Origin of the sequence: Mesorhizobium sp. KR9-304, from assembly GCF_040049215.1 — a bacterium.
Lineage (GTDB): Bacteria > Pseudomonadota > Alphaproteobacteria > Rhizobiales > Rhizobiaceae > Mesorhizobium_K.
In genome coordinates this window covers 124,763-140,212 of sequence record NZ_JBDZDN010000007.1, presented here as the reverse complement: position 1 = coordinate 140,212, position 15,450 = coordinate 124,763, and the positions used below count along the sequence as shown (strand labels likewise).

Annotated in this window: 16 protein-coding genes; 9 read left to right on the top strand and 7 right to left on the bottom strand. The window is 62.8% G+C overall.

The features are described from left to right. Positions 1-16 precede the first annotated feature (16 nt). From glmU to chvE, 7 genes are all read right to left on the bottom strand, one after another. Positions 17-1,375: a bifunctional UDP-N-acetylglucosamine diphosphorylase/glucosamine-1-phosphate N-acetyltransferase GlmU gene (gene glmU, locus ABLE71_RS24775; protein ID WP_348786147.1), complete on the bottom strand. Its 1,359-nt coding sequence runs from the start codon at positions 1,373-1,375 to the stop codon at positions 17-19. Positions 1,376-1,505: 130 nt separating this feature from the next. Continuing rightward, positions 1,506-2,387, bottom strand: coding sequence for an alpha/beta hydrolase (locus ABLE71_RS24770; RefSeq protein ID WP_348786146.1), 882 nt, complete (start codon positions 2,385-2,387; stop codon positions 1,506-1,508). 116 nt (positions 2,388-2,503) lie between these two features. Further along, entirely contained in the window at positions 2,504-3,250 is a 747-nt protein-coding gene (locus ABLE71_RS24765) for a cytochrome c biogenesis protein CcdA (protein WP_348786145.1), read from the bottom strand. A gap of 102 nt (positions 3,251-3,352) precedes the next feature. After that, positions 3,353-4,345, bottom strand: coding sequence for an AraD1 family protein (araD1, locus tag ABLE71_RS24760; RefSeq protein WP_348786144.1), 993 nt, complete (start codon positions 4,343-4,345; stop codon positions 3,353-3,355). Between the two features lie 161 nt (positions 4,346-4,506). Beyond that, entirely contained in the window at positions 4,507-5,799 is a 1,293-nt protein-coding gene (gene mmsB / locus ABLE71_RS24755) for a multiple monosaccharide ABC transporter permease (RefSeq protein ID WP_348786143.1), read from the bottom strand. After that, positions 5,796-7,331, bottom strand: a complete 1,536-nt coding sequence (gene mmsA, locus ABLE71_RS24750) for a multiple monosaccharide ABC transporter ATP-binding protein (protein ID WP_348786142.1) — start codon at positions 7,329-7,331, stop codon at positions 5,796-5,798. Before mmsA ends, mmsB begins: the two co-directional genes overlap by 4 nt. 100 nt (positions 7,332-7,431) lie before the next feature. Continuing rightward, the gene (gene chvE, locus ABLE71_RS24745; RefSeq protein ID WP_348786141.1) at positions 7,432-8,502 is read right to left on the bottom strand and encodes a multiple monosaccharide ABC transporter substrate-binding protein; all 1,071 of its coding nucleotides are present in this window, start codon (positions 8,500-8,502) and stop codon (positions 7,432-7,434) included. 269 nt (positions 8,503-8,771) lie between these two features. On the opposite strand from chvE, the gene ABLE71_RS24740 reads away from it, so the two are divergent. The 9 genes from ABLE71_RS24740 to ABLE71_RS24700 all read left to right on the top strand — a co-directional run bounded on the left by ABLE71_RS24740 (position 8,772) and on the right by ABLE71_RS24700 (position 15,149). Beyond that, entirely contained in the window at positions 8,772-9,749 is a 978-nt protein-coding gene (locus tag ABLE71_RS24740; protein WP_348786140.1) for a LysR family transcriptional regulator, read from the top strand. Positions 9,750-9,891: 142 nt separating this feature from the next. Next, positions 9,892-10,218, top strand: a complete 327-nt coding sequence (locus ABLE71_RS24735; RefSeq protein WP_348786189.1) for a hypothetical protein — start codon at positions 9,892-9,894, stop codon at positions 10,216-10,218. Positions 10,219-10,292: 74 nt separating this feature from the next. Then, positions 10,293-10,724 carry a hypothetical protein gene (locus tag ABLE71_RS24730; RefSeq protein WP_348786139.1) on the top strand — a complete coding sequence of 144 codons (432 nt, stop codon included), beginning with the start codon at positions 10,293-10,295 and terminating at the stop codon, positions 10,722-10,724. Positions 10,725-11,026: 302 nt separating this feature from the next. After that, entirely contained in the window at positions 11,027-12,277 is a 1,251-nt protein-coding gene (locus ABLE71_RS24725) for an integrase arm-type DNA-binding domain-containing protein (protein ID WP_348786138.1), read from the top strand. 346 nt (positions 12,278-12,623) lie between these two features. Then, on the top strand, positions 12,624-12,875 hold the full coding sequence (locus ABLE71_RS24720; RefSeq protein WP_348786137.1) for an AlpA family phage regulatory protein: 252 nt from the start codon (positions 12,624-12,626) through the stop codon (positions 12,873-12,875). Between the two features lie 184 nt (positions 12,876-13,059). Beyond that, positions 13,060-13,311, top strand: a complete 252-nt coding sequence (locus tag ABLE71_RS24715; RefSeq protein WP_348786136.1) for a hypothetical protein — start codon at positions 13,060-13,062, stop codon at positions 13,309-13,311. Then, on the top strand, positions 13,312-14,340 hold the full coding sequence (locus ABLE71_RS24710) for a bifunctional DNA primase/polymerase (protein WP_348786135.1): 1,029 nt from the start codon (positions 13,312-13,314) through the stop codon (positions 14,338-14,340). A 15-nt stretch (positions 14,341-14,355) separates the two neighbouring features. Then, the gene (locus ABLE71_RS24705; protein WP_348786134.1) at positions 14,356-14,883 is read left to right on the top strand and encodes a hypothetical protein; all 528 of its coding nucleotides are present in this window, start codon (positions 14,356-14,358) and stop codon (positions 14,881-14,883) included. Next, entirely contained in the window at positions 14,880-15,149 is a 270-nt protein-coding gene (locus tag ABLE71_RS24700) for a hypothetical protein (RefSeq protein WP_348786133.1), read from the top strand. Before ABLE71_RS24705 ends, ABLE71_RS24700 begins: the two co-directional genes overlap by 4 nt. The last annotated feature ends 301 nt before the right edge of the window (positions 15,150-15,450 follow it).

Sequence of the window (15,450 nt, the reverse complement as noted above, 5' to 3'; positions counted from 1 at the left end):
CGTTACCGGGATCGATTCATTTCTTCTTCGCCGCCGCGGCCGCCGCGAAGCGTTCGCGCAGCTCCTTGCCCTTGCCGGGGATGGTCTTCTGGCGAGTGCGACCAAACGCCAGCGCGTCGGCCTCCACGTCGTCGGTAATGACGCTGCCCGACGCGATATAGGCGCCGTCGCCGAGTGTGACGGGGGCGATCAGCGACGAGTTCGAGCCGACGAAGGCGCCGGCCCCGATGTCGGTGAAATGCTTGCCGAAGCCGTCATAGTTGCAGGTGATGGTGCCCGCGCCGATATTGGCCCCGGCGCCGACGCGCGCGTCGCCGATATAGGTCAAATGGTTGACCTTCGCGCCCTTCTCGACGGTCGCCTTCTTCACCTCGCAGAAATTGCCGACCTTGGCCTTTTCGTGCAAGTCGGCGCCGGGGCGCAGCCGCGCGAAGGGTCCGACCTGCGCGCCGGTGGCGATCGTTGCCCCCTCGATGTGGCTGAAGGCGTGGATCGTCGCGCCCGATGCGATTTTCACGCCGGGACCGAACCAGACGTTCGGCTCGACCAGCGTGTCCTGGCCGATCTCGGTGTCGTGCGAGAAAAACACGGTTTCGGGCGCGATCAGCGTGACGCCTGATAGCATCGCGGCATGGCGCCGGCGGCGCTGCCAGATGGCTTCCGCCTGCGCCAGCTCGGCGCGGTTGTTGATGCCGAGCACGCTTTCCGCACTCGCCTCGATTGCGACGACGTTGAGGCCGCGCGCATGCGCGATCTCGACGATATCGGTGAGATAGTACTCGCTGTTGGCGTTCCGGTTGCCGACCGCATCGAGCAGCGCCAGCGCATGTTTGCCGGAAATCGCCATCAGCCCGCCATTGCAGAAGCCGATCTTCTTCTCGGCCTCCGACGCGTCTTTCACCTCGCGGATGGCGACCAGCTTGCCGTCCTTCTCGATCAGGCGGCCGTAGCCGGCCGGATCGGCGGGGCGGAAGCCGACGACGGCGACCGCGGCACCCTCGGCGAGCTTCTGCCTTGCAGCAAGCAGCGGCTCGGCCTCGATCAGCGGCGTGTCGCCGAACATGACAAGCAGGTCGTCATCGCCGCGCGCGATGGCCGTGCGTGCCGCCAGCACCGCATGCCCGGTACCGAGGCGCTGCTCCTGGACGAAAATCTCCGGCGCAGGGTTCAGTCGGGCGGCGGCCTTGCGCACCTCGTCCGCGCCGTACCCGACGACCAGCGCGACATCGCCGCCGCCGGCCTTCTTCGCCGCGGCCGCGACATGCGCGACCATCGGCAAACAGGCGATCTCGTGCAGGACTTTCGGTTTTGCGCTTTTCATCCGCGTGCCCTCGCCGGCGGCAAGGATGATCGACAGGCAGGTTCTGGAGGTCATGGCGGCTTTCCGGGAGACGGCGGCGGGATTCGCCTGAGTTCTATCACCGCTGCCATACGTCTCCAATCCTGGAGGATTTTGGGCCGGATCTTGCCTAGTTGGAGAAAAACTCCACCAGCTTGGGAATGACCTAGCCCGGCGCCTCGTCGATCAGCCAGTGGCCGGAACCGATGACCAAAACCCCTTCGACATTGTCGTCCACCATGCGTCCCTGATCGATCAGGAATTGCCCACCGGCCTTTTCGCCGCTGAGCACCAGCATGGGCATGGTCAGCTTGGTCTTGGCAAACTCGGCGAAATCCTTGCCGTCCTGCTCAAAGGCGCGGAATACCTCGAAACCGGCCTTCATCGCGCCGGGCTGCCCGTATGCCTGCGCATAAAATACACGATCGGCCTCCGACACGGAGTGTTCGGGATCGGCGGCGAAATCGTTCCAGAAATGCTCGAAATAGATGCGCTCGCGCCCGTCGACCAAGGCTAATGGCGTCTTGCCATAGAAGTGGAAATGCCAGAGATCGCGAAGCAGCCAGACATGTGTCCAGTCGCCTACACCCGGCAGAAAAGCGTCCATTAGCGCGATGCGGCTTACGTCGGCGGGATACTGGGCGGCGTAGGCATAGGCGACCATCAAACCGATATCGTGACCGGCGACCCCTACTTTTGAAATGCCCAGCGACGTGGTCAGGGCGTGAATGTCCTGCGCCATGGATTTCTTGTCGTAGCCGCTGTCCGGCTTGTCCGACTCGCCGAAGCCGCGAAGGTCGGGCGCTATCACCAGATGCGTCTTGGCAAGTTCGGCAATCAGTGGCCGCCACATGTGGCTGTTCTGCGCATATCCATGCAACAGCACGACGGGATCGCCGGCGCCGGCCGCAAGATAGTGCAAGCGCACGCCGTTCACATCCGCGTAGCGGCTTTCGATCGTGACGGGCTCTTCTCCGCTCGCCGGCTGGATCAAGGATAGGCAAACGGAAAGACCGGCCAGAGCGGCAGCGAGGAGCTGTTTGAACATTTGTGCAAGACTCCTGGTCGGGACGCAGAGGCGAACCGTCAGTCAGCAGCAGTACAGGGCGACCGCGCTATGCGCCAGCAGTTTGGGTGGCGCAATTCGGCTTGGCCAATGCCCAATCAACCCAGCCGCGCCAGTCCCGGAAATGCCTCCAGCAGCCAGTAGGCTGCGGTTTGCACACCACCGGTGAGGAACAGCACGCCGGCGATCACCAGCAATCCGCCGATCACCTTTTCGACGCGGCCGAGATGGATGCGGAAGCGCTGCAGGAAGCGCATGAAGGCACTGGAAAACAGCGCGGCGATCAGGAAGGGGATTCCGAGGCCTATCGAATAGGCGAAGAGCAGTAGCGCGCCTTCGCCCACCGTCTCGCGGCCCCCGGCGAGCGTCAGGATCGGACCCAGCACCGGGCCGATGCAGGGCGTCCAGCCGAAAGCGAAGGCGAGGCCCATGACATAGGCCGTGATCGCGTTCGCGGGTCTTCCCTGCGCATGGAAGCGGGCGTCCCGCAAGAGGAACGGGATGCGGATCACGCCGAGGAAATTCAGACCCATGATGATGATGAGCACGCCGGCCGCGATCGCCAGCGGCTCCTGCCAGACGCGCAGCAGGCGGCCGATGGTCGAGGCGCCGGCGCCGAGCGCCACGAAAACCGTGGTGAAACCGAGCACGAAGGCAAGCGAGGACAGAAGCAGCGCCGTGCGCACGCCCGACCGCGCGGCTTCGATGGTGTTGGTGCGAAAATCGTCGACCGAAACCCCGGCCATGTAGCAGAGATAAGGCGGCACGAGCGGCAGCACGCAGGGCGACAGGAAGGACAGCGCCCCCGCCCCTATTGCGCTCACATAGCCGACATCCAGCGCCATTCAGCTTCGCCCGATTGCTCGCGGGCAGCTTATAGACGCGCGCCTGTCCGCGCTCCAGTCACGAACGCGTGGCATGTGGTCGCTTCGGCGGGTCCCGCCGCGTCAGAGCGCCCTTACCGCGACATCCTCCGGCGCCTCGATCTTCAGCGGGTTGCGCAGCGGCAGGCCGAAGTCGGGGGCGGAGATCTCAAAGACGTCGCCTTCCTCGGTCTTCACGCCATCCGCGAAGGAGAGCGTCGCGGTGCCGAACATGTGGATGTGCACGTCGCCGGGCTGGCGGAACAGCGTGTACTTGAAATGGTGGTGCTCGAGATTGGCGATGGTGTGCGACATGTTCGCCTCGCCAGACAGGAACGGCTTTTCCCACAGCGTCTTGCCGCCACGCAGGATTTTCGAGGTGCCGCGGATGTCCGCCGGCAGGTCGCCGACCAGCAGTTCCGGTCCGTAGGAGGCGTTCCTGAGCTTCGAATGCGCGAGGTAGAGGTAGTTGACGCGCTCGGTGACGTGATCGGAGAACTCGTTGGAGAGCGCGAAACCGACGCGGAAGGGCGTGCCGTCGTCGCCGATGACGTAGATGCCCGCGATCTCCGGCTCCTCGCCGCCGTCCTTGGCGAAAGCAGGCGAGAGCAGCGGCGCGCCGGGCGCGACCGCCATGGTGCCGTTGCCCTTGTAAAACCATTCCGGCTGGACGCCGACCTCGCCCTTCTCAGGCTTGCCGGCTTCGAGCCCCATGCGGAACATCTTCATCGAATCCGTCAGCGTCTCCTCGCCGTCGGCCGTCAGCTTCTTGTGCATGGCGTCGCGGGTCGAAGCCGAGCCGAGATGGGTCAGGCCGGTCCCGGTGAGGTGCAGATGCGCGGCGTCGGGATGGTTGATCGGTGAAATCAGCCGGCCCTGGCGATAGGCCGCGTCGAGATCGACGGTCTTGCCGAACCCCTTCCGTTCGATCAACGCCGCCAGCCCGCTGCCGCTGCGGGCGGCCTCCAGCGCCAGCGAGTAGACGCTTTTCGCGCCGTTCACGACCCGGGTGGCGCCATTGGTGCGCGCCACCACCTGGATCATGTCCGACGCGTCGACAACCTGTGAAATCAGCATGCCTCAATCCTCCTCGCCGCGGTGCGCTCGCGCGGTCTTCCGCAGGTTTCCAGCGCAAATTCCTGTCCGCCGCCCGTCGAGGGAAGCGAGTTGTGCTCCAAGATCCTGATTTGCGGCGCGCATCCGGATGTCAGGACGTGTTGCCGGCGTGTTTGCCAGCCCTAAGCCTTGTTCTTGTTGTAGACGTCGAAGACCACCGCGCCGAGCAGCACCAGGCCCTTCACCACCTGCTGCCAGTCGACATTGACGCCCATGATCGACATGCCGTTGTTCATCACACCCATGATGAAGCCACCGACCACGGCCCCGATGACCTGGCCGACGCCGCCCATCGCCGAGGCGCCGCCGATGAACACGGCGGCGATGACGTCGAGCTCGCTGCCCAGGCCCGCAGCCGGCACCGCCTGCCCGAGGCGAGCCGCGATGATCAGCCCGCCGAGCGCCGACAGCACGCCCATGTTGATGAACACGATCAGGGTCAGCCGCTCTATGTTGATGCCGGACAATTGCGCGGCCTTGGCGTTGCCGCCCATGGCGTAGATGCGGCGGCCGATCGTCATCCTTTTGGTGACGAAGACGAATAGCCCGATCAGCAAGCCCATCACCACCAGCACGATCGGCAGGCCCCGGTAGGTCGCGAACTGGTAGACCAGGAACAATATGAGTGCGCTGATGACCAGCGTTTTCACCGTGAACAGCGCGAAGGGCTCGGCGTGATAGCCATGCTTTTCGCGCGTGCGGCGCGCCTTGAGGCCGAAATAGATGTAGGCCAGCACGCCAATGATGCCGATGACGATGGTGGTCATGTGCAGGGAAATGCCGCTGCCGACGATGGTCTTGCCGGCGGCGTTGACGACCGGCGGAACGATCGTCCACGTGCCGATCAGATCGGGAATGAAGCCTGAGCTCAGCGCCTTGAAGCCGTCGGGAAGCGGTCCGACCGACGAGCCGCCGCCGAGCAGCGCCTGGCACATGCCGCGGAAAATCAGCATACCGGCGAGCGTGACGATGAAGCTCGGTATTCGGTGATAGGCGACCCAGTAGCCCTGCGCCGCGCCGATGGCGCCGCCGATAACGAGGCAGACTATCGACACGACGAGGGGGTTGCTGAGAAAACCGAGCGGCCAGATCACCATCATCATGGCGGAAAGCGCGCCGATGAACCCCGCGACCGAGCCGACGCTGAGGTCGATGTGACCGGACACGATGACCAGCAGCATGCCGAGCGCCATCACGATGATGAAGCTGTTCTGCTGCACCAGGTTGCTGAGGTTCACCGGCTTGAACAGCGTGCCGTTCGTGGTGAACTGGAAGAAGACCATGATGGCGATCAGCGCGAGCACGAGTCCGTATTCGCGCAGGTTGGTGACCAGCGCCGAAACGGCGAAGCGCGGCGTCGGCTGAATATCCTGGGCTACGCCGGTGCGTGGGGTCGGAGTGCTTTCGGTGCTCATGACGCTGCTTTTCCTTCTCCGCGAACGATGGCGCGCATGATCTTCTCTTGGCTGGCGTCCGTTGCCGCCATTTCGCCGACCATGCGTCCTTCGTTCATGACGTAGATGCGGTCGGTTATGCCGAGCAGTTCTGGCATTTCCGACGAGATGACGATGATCGCCTTACCCTCCGCCGCGAGCCGCGCGATGATCGTGTAGATTTCATATTTGGCGCCGACGTCTATGCCGCGTGTCGGCTCGTCGAGGATCAGCACTTCCGGGTTGGCGAAGAGCCATTTCGACAGCACGACCTTCTGCTGGTTGCCGCCCGAGAGATTGCCGGTCATCTGGTAGACGCTCGATGCCCGGATATTGGTCCTGGCGCGATAGTCGTTGGCGGCGGCGAGTTCTCTGAGATCGTCGATCACGCCGTGCCTGGACACGCCGCCGAGATTGGCCAGCGAGATGTTGTGCTTGATGTGGTCGATCAGGTTGAGCCCGTAGGTCTTGCGGTCCTCGGTCACATACGCGATGCCGTGCTGGACAGCCTTGCCTACAGAAGACGTGTCGATCGGCTTGCCCCTGAACAGCACCTCACCGGTGATGCGGCGGCCATAGGATCGTCCGAACAGGCTCATGGCGAACTCGGTGCGTCCGGCTCCCATCAGCCCTGCAATGCCCACCACCTCGCCCTTGCGAACATTGATGTCGATGCCCTTGATGACCTGCCGGTCGGCATGGATCGGGTGGTAGACCGACCAGTTCTTCACCTCGAAGACGATCTCGCCTATCTTGGGCTCGCGGGGCGGATAGCGGTCTTCGAGCGCGCGGCCGACCATCGAGGTGATGATGCGGTCTTCGCTGATATCCTGCTTGGCGAGCGTCTCGATGGTCTGGCCGTCGCGGATGATGGTGACGTGATCGGCGACGCGGTTCACCTCGTTCAGCTTGTGGGAGATGAGAATCGAGGTGATGCCCTGGCGCTTGAATTCGAGCAGCAGGTCGAGCAGCGCCTGGCTGTCCTTTTCCGACAGGCTGGCGGTCGGCTCGTCGAGGATGAGCAGGCGCACTTCCTTACTCAGCGCCTTGGCGATCTCGACCAGTTGCTGTTTGCCGACGCCGATATTGGTGATGAGGGTCTTGGGGTCCTCGTTCAGCCCGACCTTCTTCAAGAGCGCGCTGGTGCGCGCCTCGTTGGCGTTCCAGTCGATGACCCCGTATGTGGCGTGTTCGTTGCCGAGAAAGATGTTCTCGGCGATCGACAGCATCGGCACCAGGGCGAGTTCTTGGTGGATGATGACGATGCCCTGGCGTTCGCTGTCGTGGATGCCCCTGAACTTGCATTCCTCGCCGCGAAAAATGATCTGGCCGTCATAGGTTCCATCAGGATAGACGCCCGACAGCACCTTCATCAGCGTAGACTTGCCGGCGCCGTTCTCGCCGACCACGGCGTGAATCTCGCCCTCCTCCACGCTGAGGTTGACGTTGGACAGAGCCTTGACGCCGGGAAACGTCTTGGTGATGCCGCGCATCTCCAAAATCGTGGAAGCCATCGGGAATATTGCTCCTGCGGACCCCCGCAACACTATCGGGGTCACCGATCAACGAAAAGGGCCCCGCGCAAACGCGCGGAGCCCTTCGTATGTCAAAGCCTTACTGCAGCTCTTCAGCCTTGATGTAGCCGGAGTCGACGACCAGCGCCTGGTAGTTCGAGACGTCGACGTCATGCGGTGTCAGCAGGATCGAGGGAACGATCTTGACGTCGTTGTTGTAGGTCTTCTCGTCGAGGCCTTCCGGCTTGCCGCCCGAGAGCACCTTGTCGACCAGCTCGACGGTCGCCTTGGCCAGCTCGCGGGTGTCCTTGAACACCGTCGAATACTGCTCGCCAGAGATGATCAGCTTGACCGAGGCGGTCTCGGCGTCCTGGCCGGTCACGATCGGCCAGGGCTGGGCGTCGGTGCCGTAACCCACGGCGCGCAGCGATGCGGTGATGCCGCGCGACAGGCCGTCATAGGGCGAAAGAACGCCGTCGACGCGGCTGCCGTCGGAGTAGTTGGCCGACAGCAGATTGTCCATGCGGGCCTGGGCGGTTGCGGCGAGCCAGCGCAGCGTTCCAACCTTGTCCATGCCGGTCTGGCCGGACTTGATGACGATCGAGCCGTCGTCGATCAGCGGCTGCAGAACGCTCATGGCGCCGTCATAGAAGAAGAAGGCGTTGTTGTCGTCCGGCGAGCCGCCGAACAGCTCGACATTCCACGGCTTGGTGTCGGGGAAGCGTTCCTTGAGGCCCTTGACCAGCGAGTTGGCCTGGATCACGCCGACGCCGAAATTGTCGAAGGTGGTGTAGTAGTCGACGTTCGGGGTCTTCTTGATCAGGCGGTCATAGGCGACGACGACGACGCCGGCGTCTGCGGCCTTCTGCAGCGCGTCCGACAGGGTGGTGCCGTCGATCGAGGCGATGATCAGCGCCTTCGGGCCCTTAGTGATCTCGTTTTCAAGCTGGCTGAGCTGGTTCGGGATGTCGTCCTGCGCGTATTGCAGGTCGACCGTGTAGCCCAGGGCCTCGAGCTGGGACTTCACGGCGTCGCCGTCGTTGATCCAGCGCTGCGAGGTCTTGGTGGGCATCAGCACGCCGACGAGGCCCTTGTCCTGCGCATAGGCGCCGTAGCTCGTGGTCGCGAGGCCGAGCGCAAGCGCGCCGACCAATGCCTTGATGATTTTCACTCTGATTCTCCCTTGGTGATGATGTGCCGCGGCCGGAATTGCCGGGCCGCCTTTTATGCCTGTCGCCTCGGCGCAGGCTTTTCGTGTTTGGTATCCTCCCAGAGCGTCCGTCGAACCATGCCGCTGTGCGAGTGCGCCCAGACGGCCAGTCAAAAGACAGGCGGAAACTGGCTTCAATCGATATAACTGTCAAATGCATTTTCCGACATATGGCATAATTTCCTGATATGTCAGCTTACGTGGTGCAACGTTTCAATCGAGGATAATCTTTGGAAAGATCGGTCTACAGGGCAGATCCAGAGCCGCGCGGCGAAGACACGGAAGGCCTGCTGCGCAGCGCGCTCAAGGTCACGCATATGCGCATGATCGTGGCGATTGAGGACAGCGGCCAGATCAGCGCCGCGGCCCATATGCTCAATATCTCGCAGCCGGCCGCCTCGCGCATGATCGCGGAGATGGAGGACATACTCGGCGTGCCGCTCTGCCGCCGGCTGCCGCGAGGCGTCGAACTGACCCCGTTCGGGGCGGCGCTGGCGCGCCGCGCCCGTACCATGCTGCTCGAACTGCGCGAGATCGACCGCGAGATCTCCGATCTCAGGTCCGGCAAGGGCGGCGCGGTGTTCCTCGGCGCGGTGACCGCGCCCGCGATCGGGCTCGCCGTGCCGGCGATCCGGCGCATCCGCAAGAACTTTCCGCGCATCGAGATCAGCGTGCAGGTCGACACCAGCGGCGTGCTGGCCCGCGAGCTTCTTGCCTCGCGGCACGACTTCATCATCGCGCGCATCCCCGACGACCTCAATCCGCGCCTCTTCGAGGCGCGCGTCATCGGCATCGAGAAGGCCTGCCTGATCGTGCGCCGCGGCCACCCGCTGGCCGACGGACGGACGGTCGAACTCGAGCAACTGACCGGCTACGACTGGGTGTTCCAGCCGGGAGGCTCGCTGCTCAGGCGCACCATCGAGACGATCTTCATGAGCCGCAGCGTGCCCCTGCCCGACCGCATCCTGAACACCACCTCGCTGTTGCTGACGCTGGTGATGGTGGCGCAGTCGGACGCCATCGCGCCGGTGGCGCTCGACATGGCGAAGTTCGTCAACGCCGCGGACGGGCTGGCCGGCGCGATCGAGATCCTGCCGACATCCTTCGACGTCGACGTGCAGCCCTACAGCCTGATCATGGCGCGCAACCGCGCGCTCTCGCCGGCCGCCAAGCTGCTCTACGATCATATACTGGAGGAGATAAGGTAGGCGGCTCGAGCCATTGGCCGGAGCCGATCTTCCCGAATTTCATCTTGTTTCGTATCATGGATCGACCAGACCGCTGCCCGAAGCCCGAGACCTCGCAATGAACCATGTCCGCGCAACCATATCGATCGCCGCATTGCTCCTGATGGGCGCCACCTTTCAATCCGGTGCGGAGCCGTTCGACACCATGGATGAGGTCGGCGCTGCGATACAGGCGTGCTGGCATCCGCCATCCGGAACCGAGGGCTCCGAGGTCACATTGAGCTTCAGCTTCAATCGTGACGGCGCGCTGATCGGCCCGCCGATGCCGACCGCCATCAACGTTCCCGGCGACGAGGCGGCGAGGCAGGCTTTTGTCGAGGCTGCAACGAAGGCTTTGGAAGGGTGCGTGCCATTCAGCTTCTCGCCCGCGCTCGCGGCTGGCATCGGCGGCACCGTATTCACGACGGAGTTTGCCTCACCGGCGAATTGAACCGGGCGGGTGGCGAACCGGCGCAACATCCTGTACGCCGCTTCGCGGTGTCGTGGCCGCGCGGAGACGAGTTCATGTTTTGGGCAAACAACTGGCTGTGGGGCTTGCCGCTCCTCGTCACGACGGTGGTTGTCCATGTCGCGATGTTCATGGTCATCACCCGGGCTCTGGTCCCCGAGATTATTCCTTCAAAACGCAACCTGTTTGACTTCATCGTGTCGGTCGCGGTCATCGCATTGTTTGCCGCAACCCTTCATTCGCTCGAAGCGCTGGCCTGGGCTTTCCTCTATGTGGCGATCGGAGCTTTGCCCGACATCTCTGTCGCGATGCTTTATTCCCTCAGCGCAATCACGAGTTACGGCCACTCCAACGTCTTCCTTACGAATGACTGGCGGCTACTCGGATCGATCGAGGCGGTGAACGGGCTGATTCTGTTTGGGCTGACGACCGCATTTTTCTTCGCAGCGATTCAGAACGCGTGGCCGGCACACCGGGAGCGTCGCTGAGCCGGAATTTGCGGACATCCTGAAGACACAGCCAACCGGCCACCGCTCGGCAGCAACCGGCCTCCTGCAAAGCATTGATAAAGATACGTTTTCTGGTGAGCGCGCAGGGATTCGAACCCTGGACCTACTGATTAAAAGTCTGTCCAGACAGGCTAACGGGGCGCAACAATTCAGTCGTTCCGTAGGCGCTCATTCCCTTGCAAAGCTTGGATTTGTAAGGCATGTTAGCCCGTGATACTAACACGGGGTAGCGGCCGCAAACGGGCCAAATCTGTTACCCCACAACGATCCGGGGTAACACAATGGCGGTACGGCTCACCGATATTGCCATCAAAAACGCGAAGCCAGGGGCGGCCCGACGGGAGATACCGGACGGCGGCTGCAAGGGGCTCTATCTCGTCATCCAGCCGTCCGGGAAGAAGTCATGGGCGGTGCGCTATCGCCATGAGGGCAAGCCGCGCAAGCTGACGCTCGACGGCTTCCCTGCGCTCGCCACGGCGCGCAAGCTGGCAACTGCGGCAATCGAAAACTCGGAACTCGACCCGGCCCGAGAAAAGAAGGCGAGGAAGGCAGCGCAGAAGGACGAGGCGCAATCCACGCGCGATCTGTTCCCCGAGATCGTTGAGACGTATCTCAAGCACTACGAGGCCGGCAGGGCGACCAGAAAGAACGCCAAGCCGAAGCCGCGCACCATTGCCGAGACGAAGCGTCTGCTCGACCAGTTGATTGTGCCGGACGTGTGGGGCGCGAAGCGGATTCAGGACATCAGGAAGCGCGACGTAATTGACCTGCTCGACGGCATTGTCGACCGCGGCGCGCCATATGTCGCTAACCGGACCTATAGCGCGATATCGCCGCTGTTCGCCTGGGCTGCACGTCGAGACATTATCGACGCCTCCCCTGTCGTATGGAACAAGGCGGCCGAGGAAGCCCGTGAGCGGCATTTCACGGCAGCCGAGATAAAACTGTTCTGGCAGGCGACGGAAGCGCTCGGGCATCCGTTTCAACCGATCTTCCGGCTGCTGCTTCTGACAGGGCAGCGCAAGTCCGAAGTCTCGGAGATGACCGACAGCGAGCTCGACGGTTCCGTCTGGACGATCGGCGCCGACCGGACGAAAAACCGCCGCGAGCATGTCGTGCCCTTGTCGAAGCCGGTGCTTGCCATTCTAGAGGCCGTGCCGCGCATCAAGAGCGACAGGCGGCTGCTATTTACGACGAACGGGAAAACCTCGCCTAGCGGCTTCACCAAGCCCGTGGAGCTATGTCGAGCGAAGATGGAGGAACTGGCGGGCGAGGAAGTGCCGCACTGGTCCCTGCATGATCTGCGCAGGACCGTCAGCACCATGATGAACGACGAGTTGGCGATCGACCCGCATATCGTCGAGGCCACCCTCAACCATATCAGCGGCAGCCGAGGCGGCGTCGCCGGCACCTATAACCGGGCGGGCTATCTAAAGCAGAAAAAGACGGCGCTGGAGGCGTGGGGCCGCTACGTCGAGACACTTGTGTCCGGGACGGCCGCCGACAACGTGATTCCGCTGGCCCGAGGGTAGGTTTCCACCGGCTTTGCATGTCACATTGTCGTGATGCTTATCCGCTGTTTTCAGGCAGGTTCATGCAGGTTGATGCACGTTGATGCTTGTTGGTGCACGTTGCGAACGGAGAAAGAACATTTCGCTTGGGGGGGAAAGCGGGGAAAGGCATTGGTGAAAGGCCGCCGGACCTTGCGTCCGATGATTCGGGCGGGTTAGATTTCGTGCTAACGCGGGGATTCGAAGCGGTCTTTCGCGGAAATAGAAACAGCCGGGCGGGTTTCTGAGGCCAGTGCCCGGCTGTTTTCCATCGATGATCAAGGTCTCCCTTTCGGGAGCCTCCTCCACGCAGAGGAATCCCCTACGCATGAATAATCAAGCACAACAGGGTCAGGCGCGCAATTCGCATTTCGCCGGGTGCGGCGATTCATCCACTACCGGCTTCCTACCCGCCCGAAAGGTTCTCGATCGCTACGGCGTCTCCGACATGACGATCTGGAGATGGCTACGCGACGAGAAAATGAACTTCCCCCAGCCCGTCTACTTGGGCCGCTATCGATATTGGCGCATTGCCGACATCGAGGCTTGGGAAGCTGCGCAGATGCGGGGGGCCGCATGATGAGCATAAAGCCTTCCTTTGATAACGTCTCGGATGGCTGGCGGCGAAACCCGCCGGCCATTTTCGTATCGAGCGCTGGGGCGCTGGCTGGGCAATCAATATTCACCGCGTCGGCGAGCCCGTCCAGACGATCGTCTCAACTCTCGGACGCCGGCTTGTTCGGCTATGTGTCGGGAGGTGCGTGATGATGAAGCGCATCTCCCCTCAACTTCGCTGGAACCGCCGGCACCCGGCGGCAATCCGGGCACACGGCGTCGTTGCCCGCGCGATCCGCCGCGGCGAACTTCAACGTCTGCCCTGCTGGATTTGCGGTGCAGCGGCTGAAGCGCATCACGAAGACTATTCGGTCCCGCTGAGCATCGACTGGCTCTGCCGTTTCCACCACCGCCGGCACCATGACAGACAGCCCGGCGACCTGTTCGCGAGGTGCGCCTAGGTGGGCGCCTTCGCCGAGTGGCAGCCACTCTATGCCGAGCATGGCGTGGCCACCTTCCCTGTTCGGCCGGACAAGACGCCGGCCGTTCGGGGCTATCTCAAGATTGGTGCAAAGACTAGCGGCCAGCTCGCGCTCCGGTTCCCTGACAATGACGCCTTCGGCTTCGCCTGCCGCCGGAACCGCATCACTGTCCTGGACGTGGATACGCCAGACGATCGCGTTCTTGCGGACGGGCTCAGTCGCCACGGGCCGACGCCTTTCATCGTGCGCAGCGGTTCGGGCAATTTCCAAGCGTGGTATCGCAACAACGGCGAGAGCCGGAAGGTGCGGCCGGAACCCGACAGGCCAATCGATATCCTGGGCGACGGCTTCGTTGTGGCACCGCCTTCCATCGGCACCAATGGCCGATACGAGATCGTGCAGGGAAGCCTCGACGACCTCGACCGACTGCCGACGATGAGGGGGTTAAATTCTGACCCCAATAAGAAACAGAACACCCTCTTCCCTCTTTCCTCTCCTCCTCCAAGGGAAGCTTCCGAGAAATCGGACGGCGCCCGGAACGATACCCTCTGGCGGGAGTGCATGAAGATGGCACGGGGCATTCGCAACATAGAGGAACTGATGGTGAGGACGATGGAACACAATCGGGGCTATTGCGAGCCGCTGCCTGTGGACGAGGTGCTCAAGATCGTGGAATCCGCTTGGGGCTACGAAGTCGCGGGCAAAAACTGGTTCGGCCACGGTGAGCGTGTCGTCGTCCGGCATTCGATTGTTGACCAGTTGGCGGCATCCGATCCGCGCGCCTTCGCCTTCCTGTCGCTGCTTATGCGGCATCATTGGGGGCGCGACTTCTATCTGAGCAAGGCGTATGCGGAGACGCTGGGGTGGGCTACCAATACCATGAAGGCCGCGCGCAAAACCTTGGTGGACTGTGGGCTAATTGAGTGCGTCCATCCGGGCGGACGCGGGCCAAACGATCCGCCCGTTTATCGGCTTACCAAGGCCGACCCCAGCATCGCCGCTCGATGAGGGAAAGCCATACCCATGACGCCGCTCTCGAAACAGCCTAAACCCTCGCCAGCAATCGATAAGCCTGTGCGGACAAAGCCGCTCATCAAGGTCGATGGCACCCATGTCACCACCTGCGCTGACAAGACCGGGTGGGTCTTCGGGTCGACCGATGAGAACTTTATCGACGGTCTGGTTGGCCAGCTTGTAAATATCGGCAGCCCAGGCAAGGTGCCCGACCAAAAAGGCACGGCCTTTGTCGCATCGATTGTGCAAGGCATAAATCCGAGGGATCAGATCGAAGCCATGCTGGCCTCGCAGATGGCAGCGGTGCACCTATCGACGATGACGTTCGCCCGTCGCCTCGCCCATGTCGACACGATACCTCAGCAGGACAGCGCCGAGCGCGCCTTCAACAAGCTGGCGCGGACTTTCGCCGCCCAAGTCGAAGCGCTGAAACGCTATCGCACCGGCGGCGAGCAGAAGATGACTGTCGAGCATGTGCATGTGCATCCCGGCGGCCAGGCCATCGTCGGCGACGTGCACACCGGAGGAACCAGATGAAAACCGCGCTTATTGCAGCACTGCTTTTCACGGCAAGCCCGGCCTTCGCGAGCCCGGAAGACGATTACGTTGCGTGTTTGATTGGTCGTGCCGCCGTAGCGCTTCTAAAGCAGAATCCGCCCATGACGAATGCCGAAGCGGCCCAAGAGGTCGCCTATGGCTTTTGTCCCGAACCGGCCTCTATAGGCGCCGATCCTAATGGAGAAGCCGTCGAGGGGATAAGCGACTACGTTAACCTCATGGTCGAGCGGATGGCCGCTGAGTGAGCGACGAGGAACCGCCCCTGATCGAAACCGGAGCGACTGACCCGTGGAAGCATGGGGGGTAGGATGGCGGAAAAAAACAACGTCAACCTCATGAACCTGGCGCCGCGGTGCAAAGCCACGTCGAAGCGATCGGGCCTGCCCTGTCGGGCGCCGTCCGTCAGGGGCTGGAGTGTCTGCAGGGTCCACGGTGCGCGTGGTGGCGCTCCTGAAGGCAAGGCGAACGGCAGCTATCGACACGGGGGCCGAACGAAGAGCACAATGGCGGCCTTGGCCGCTGTCCAGGCAATGGCGCGACTATGCC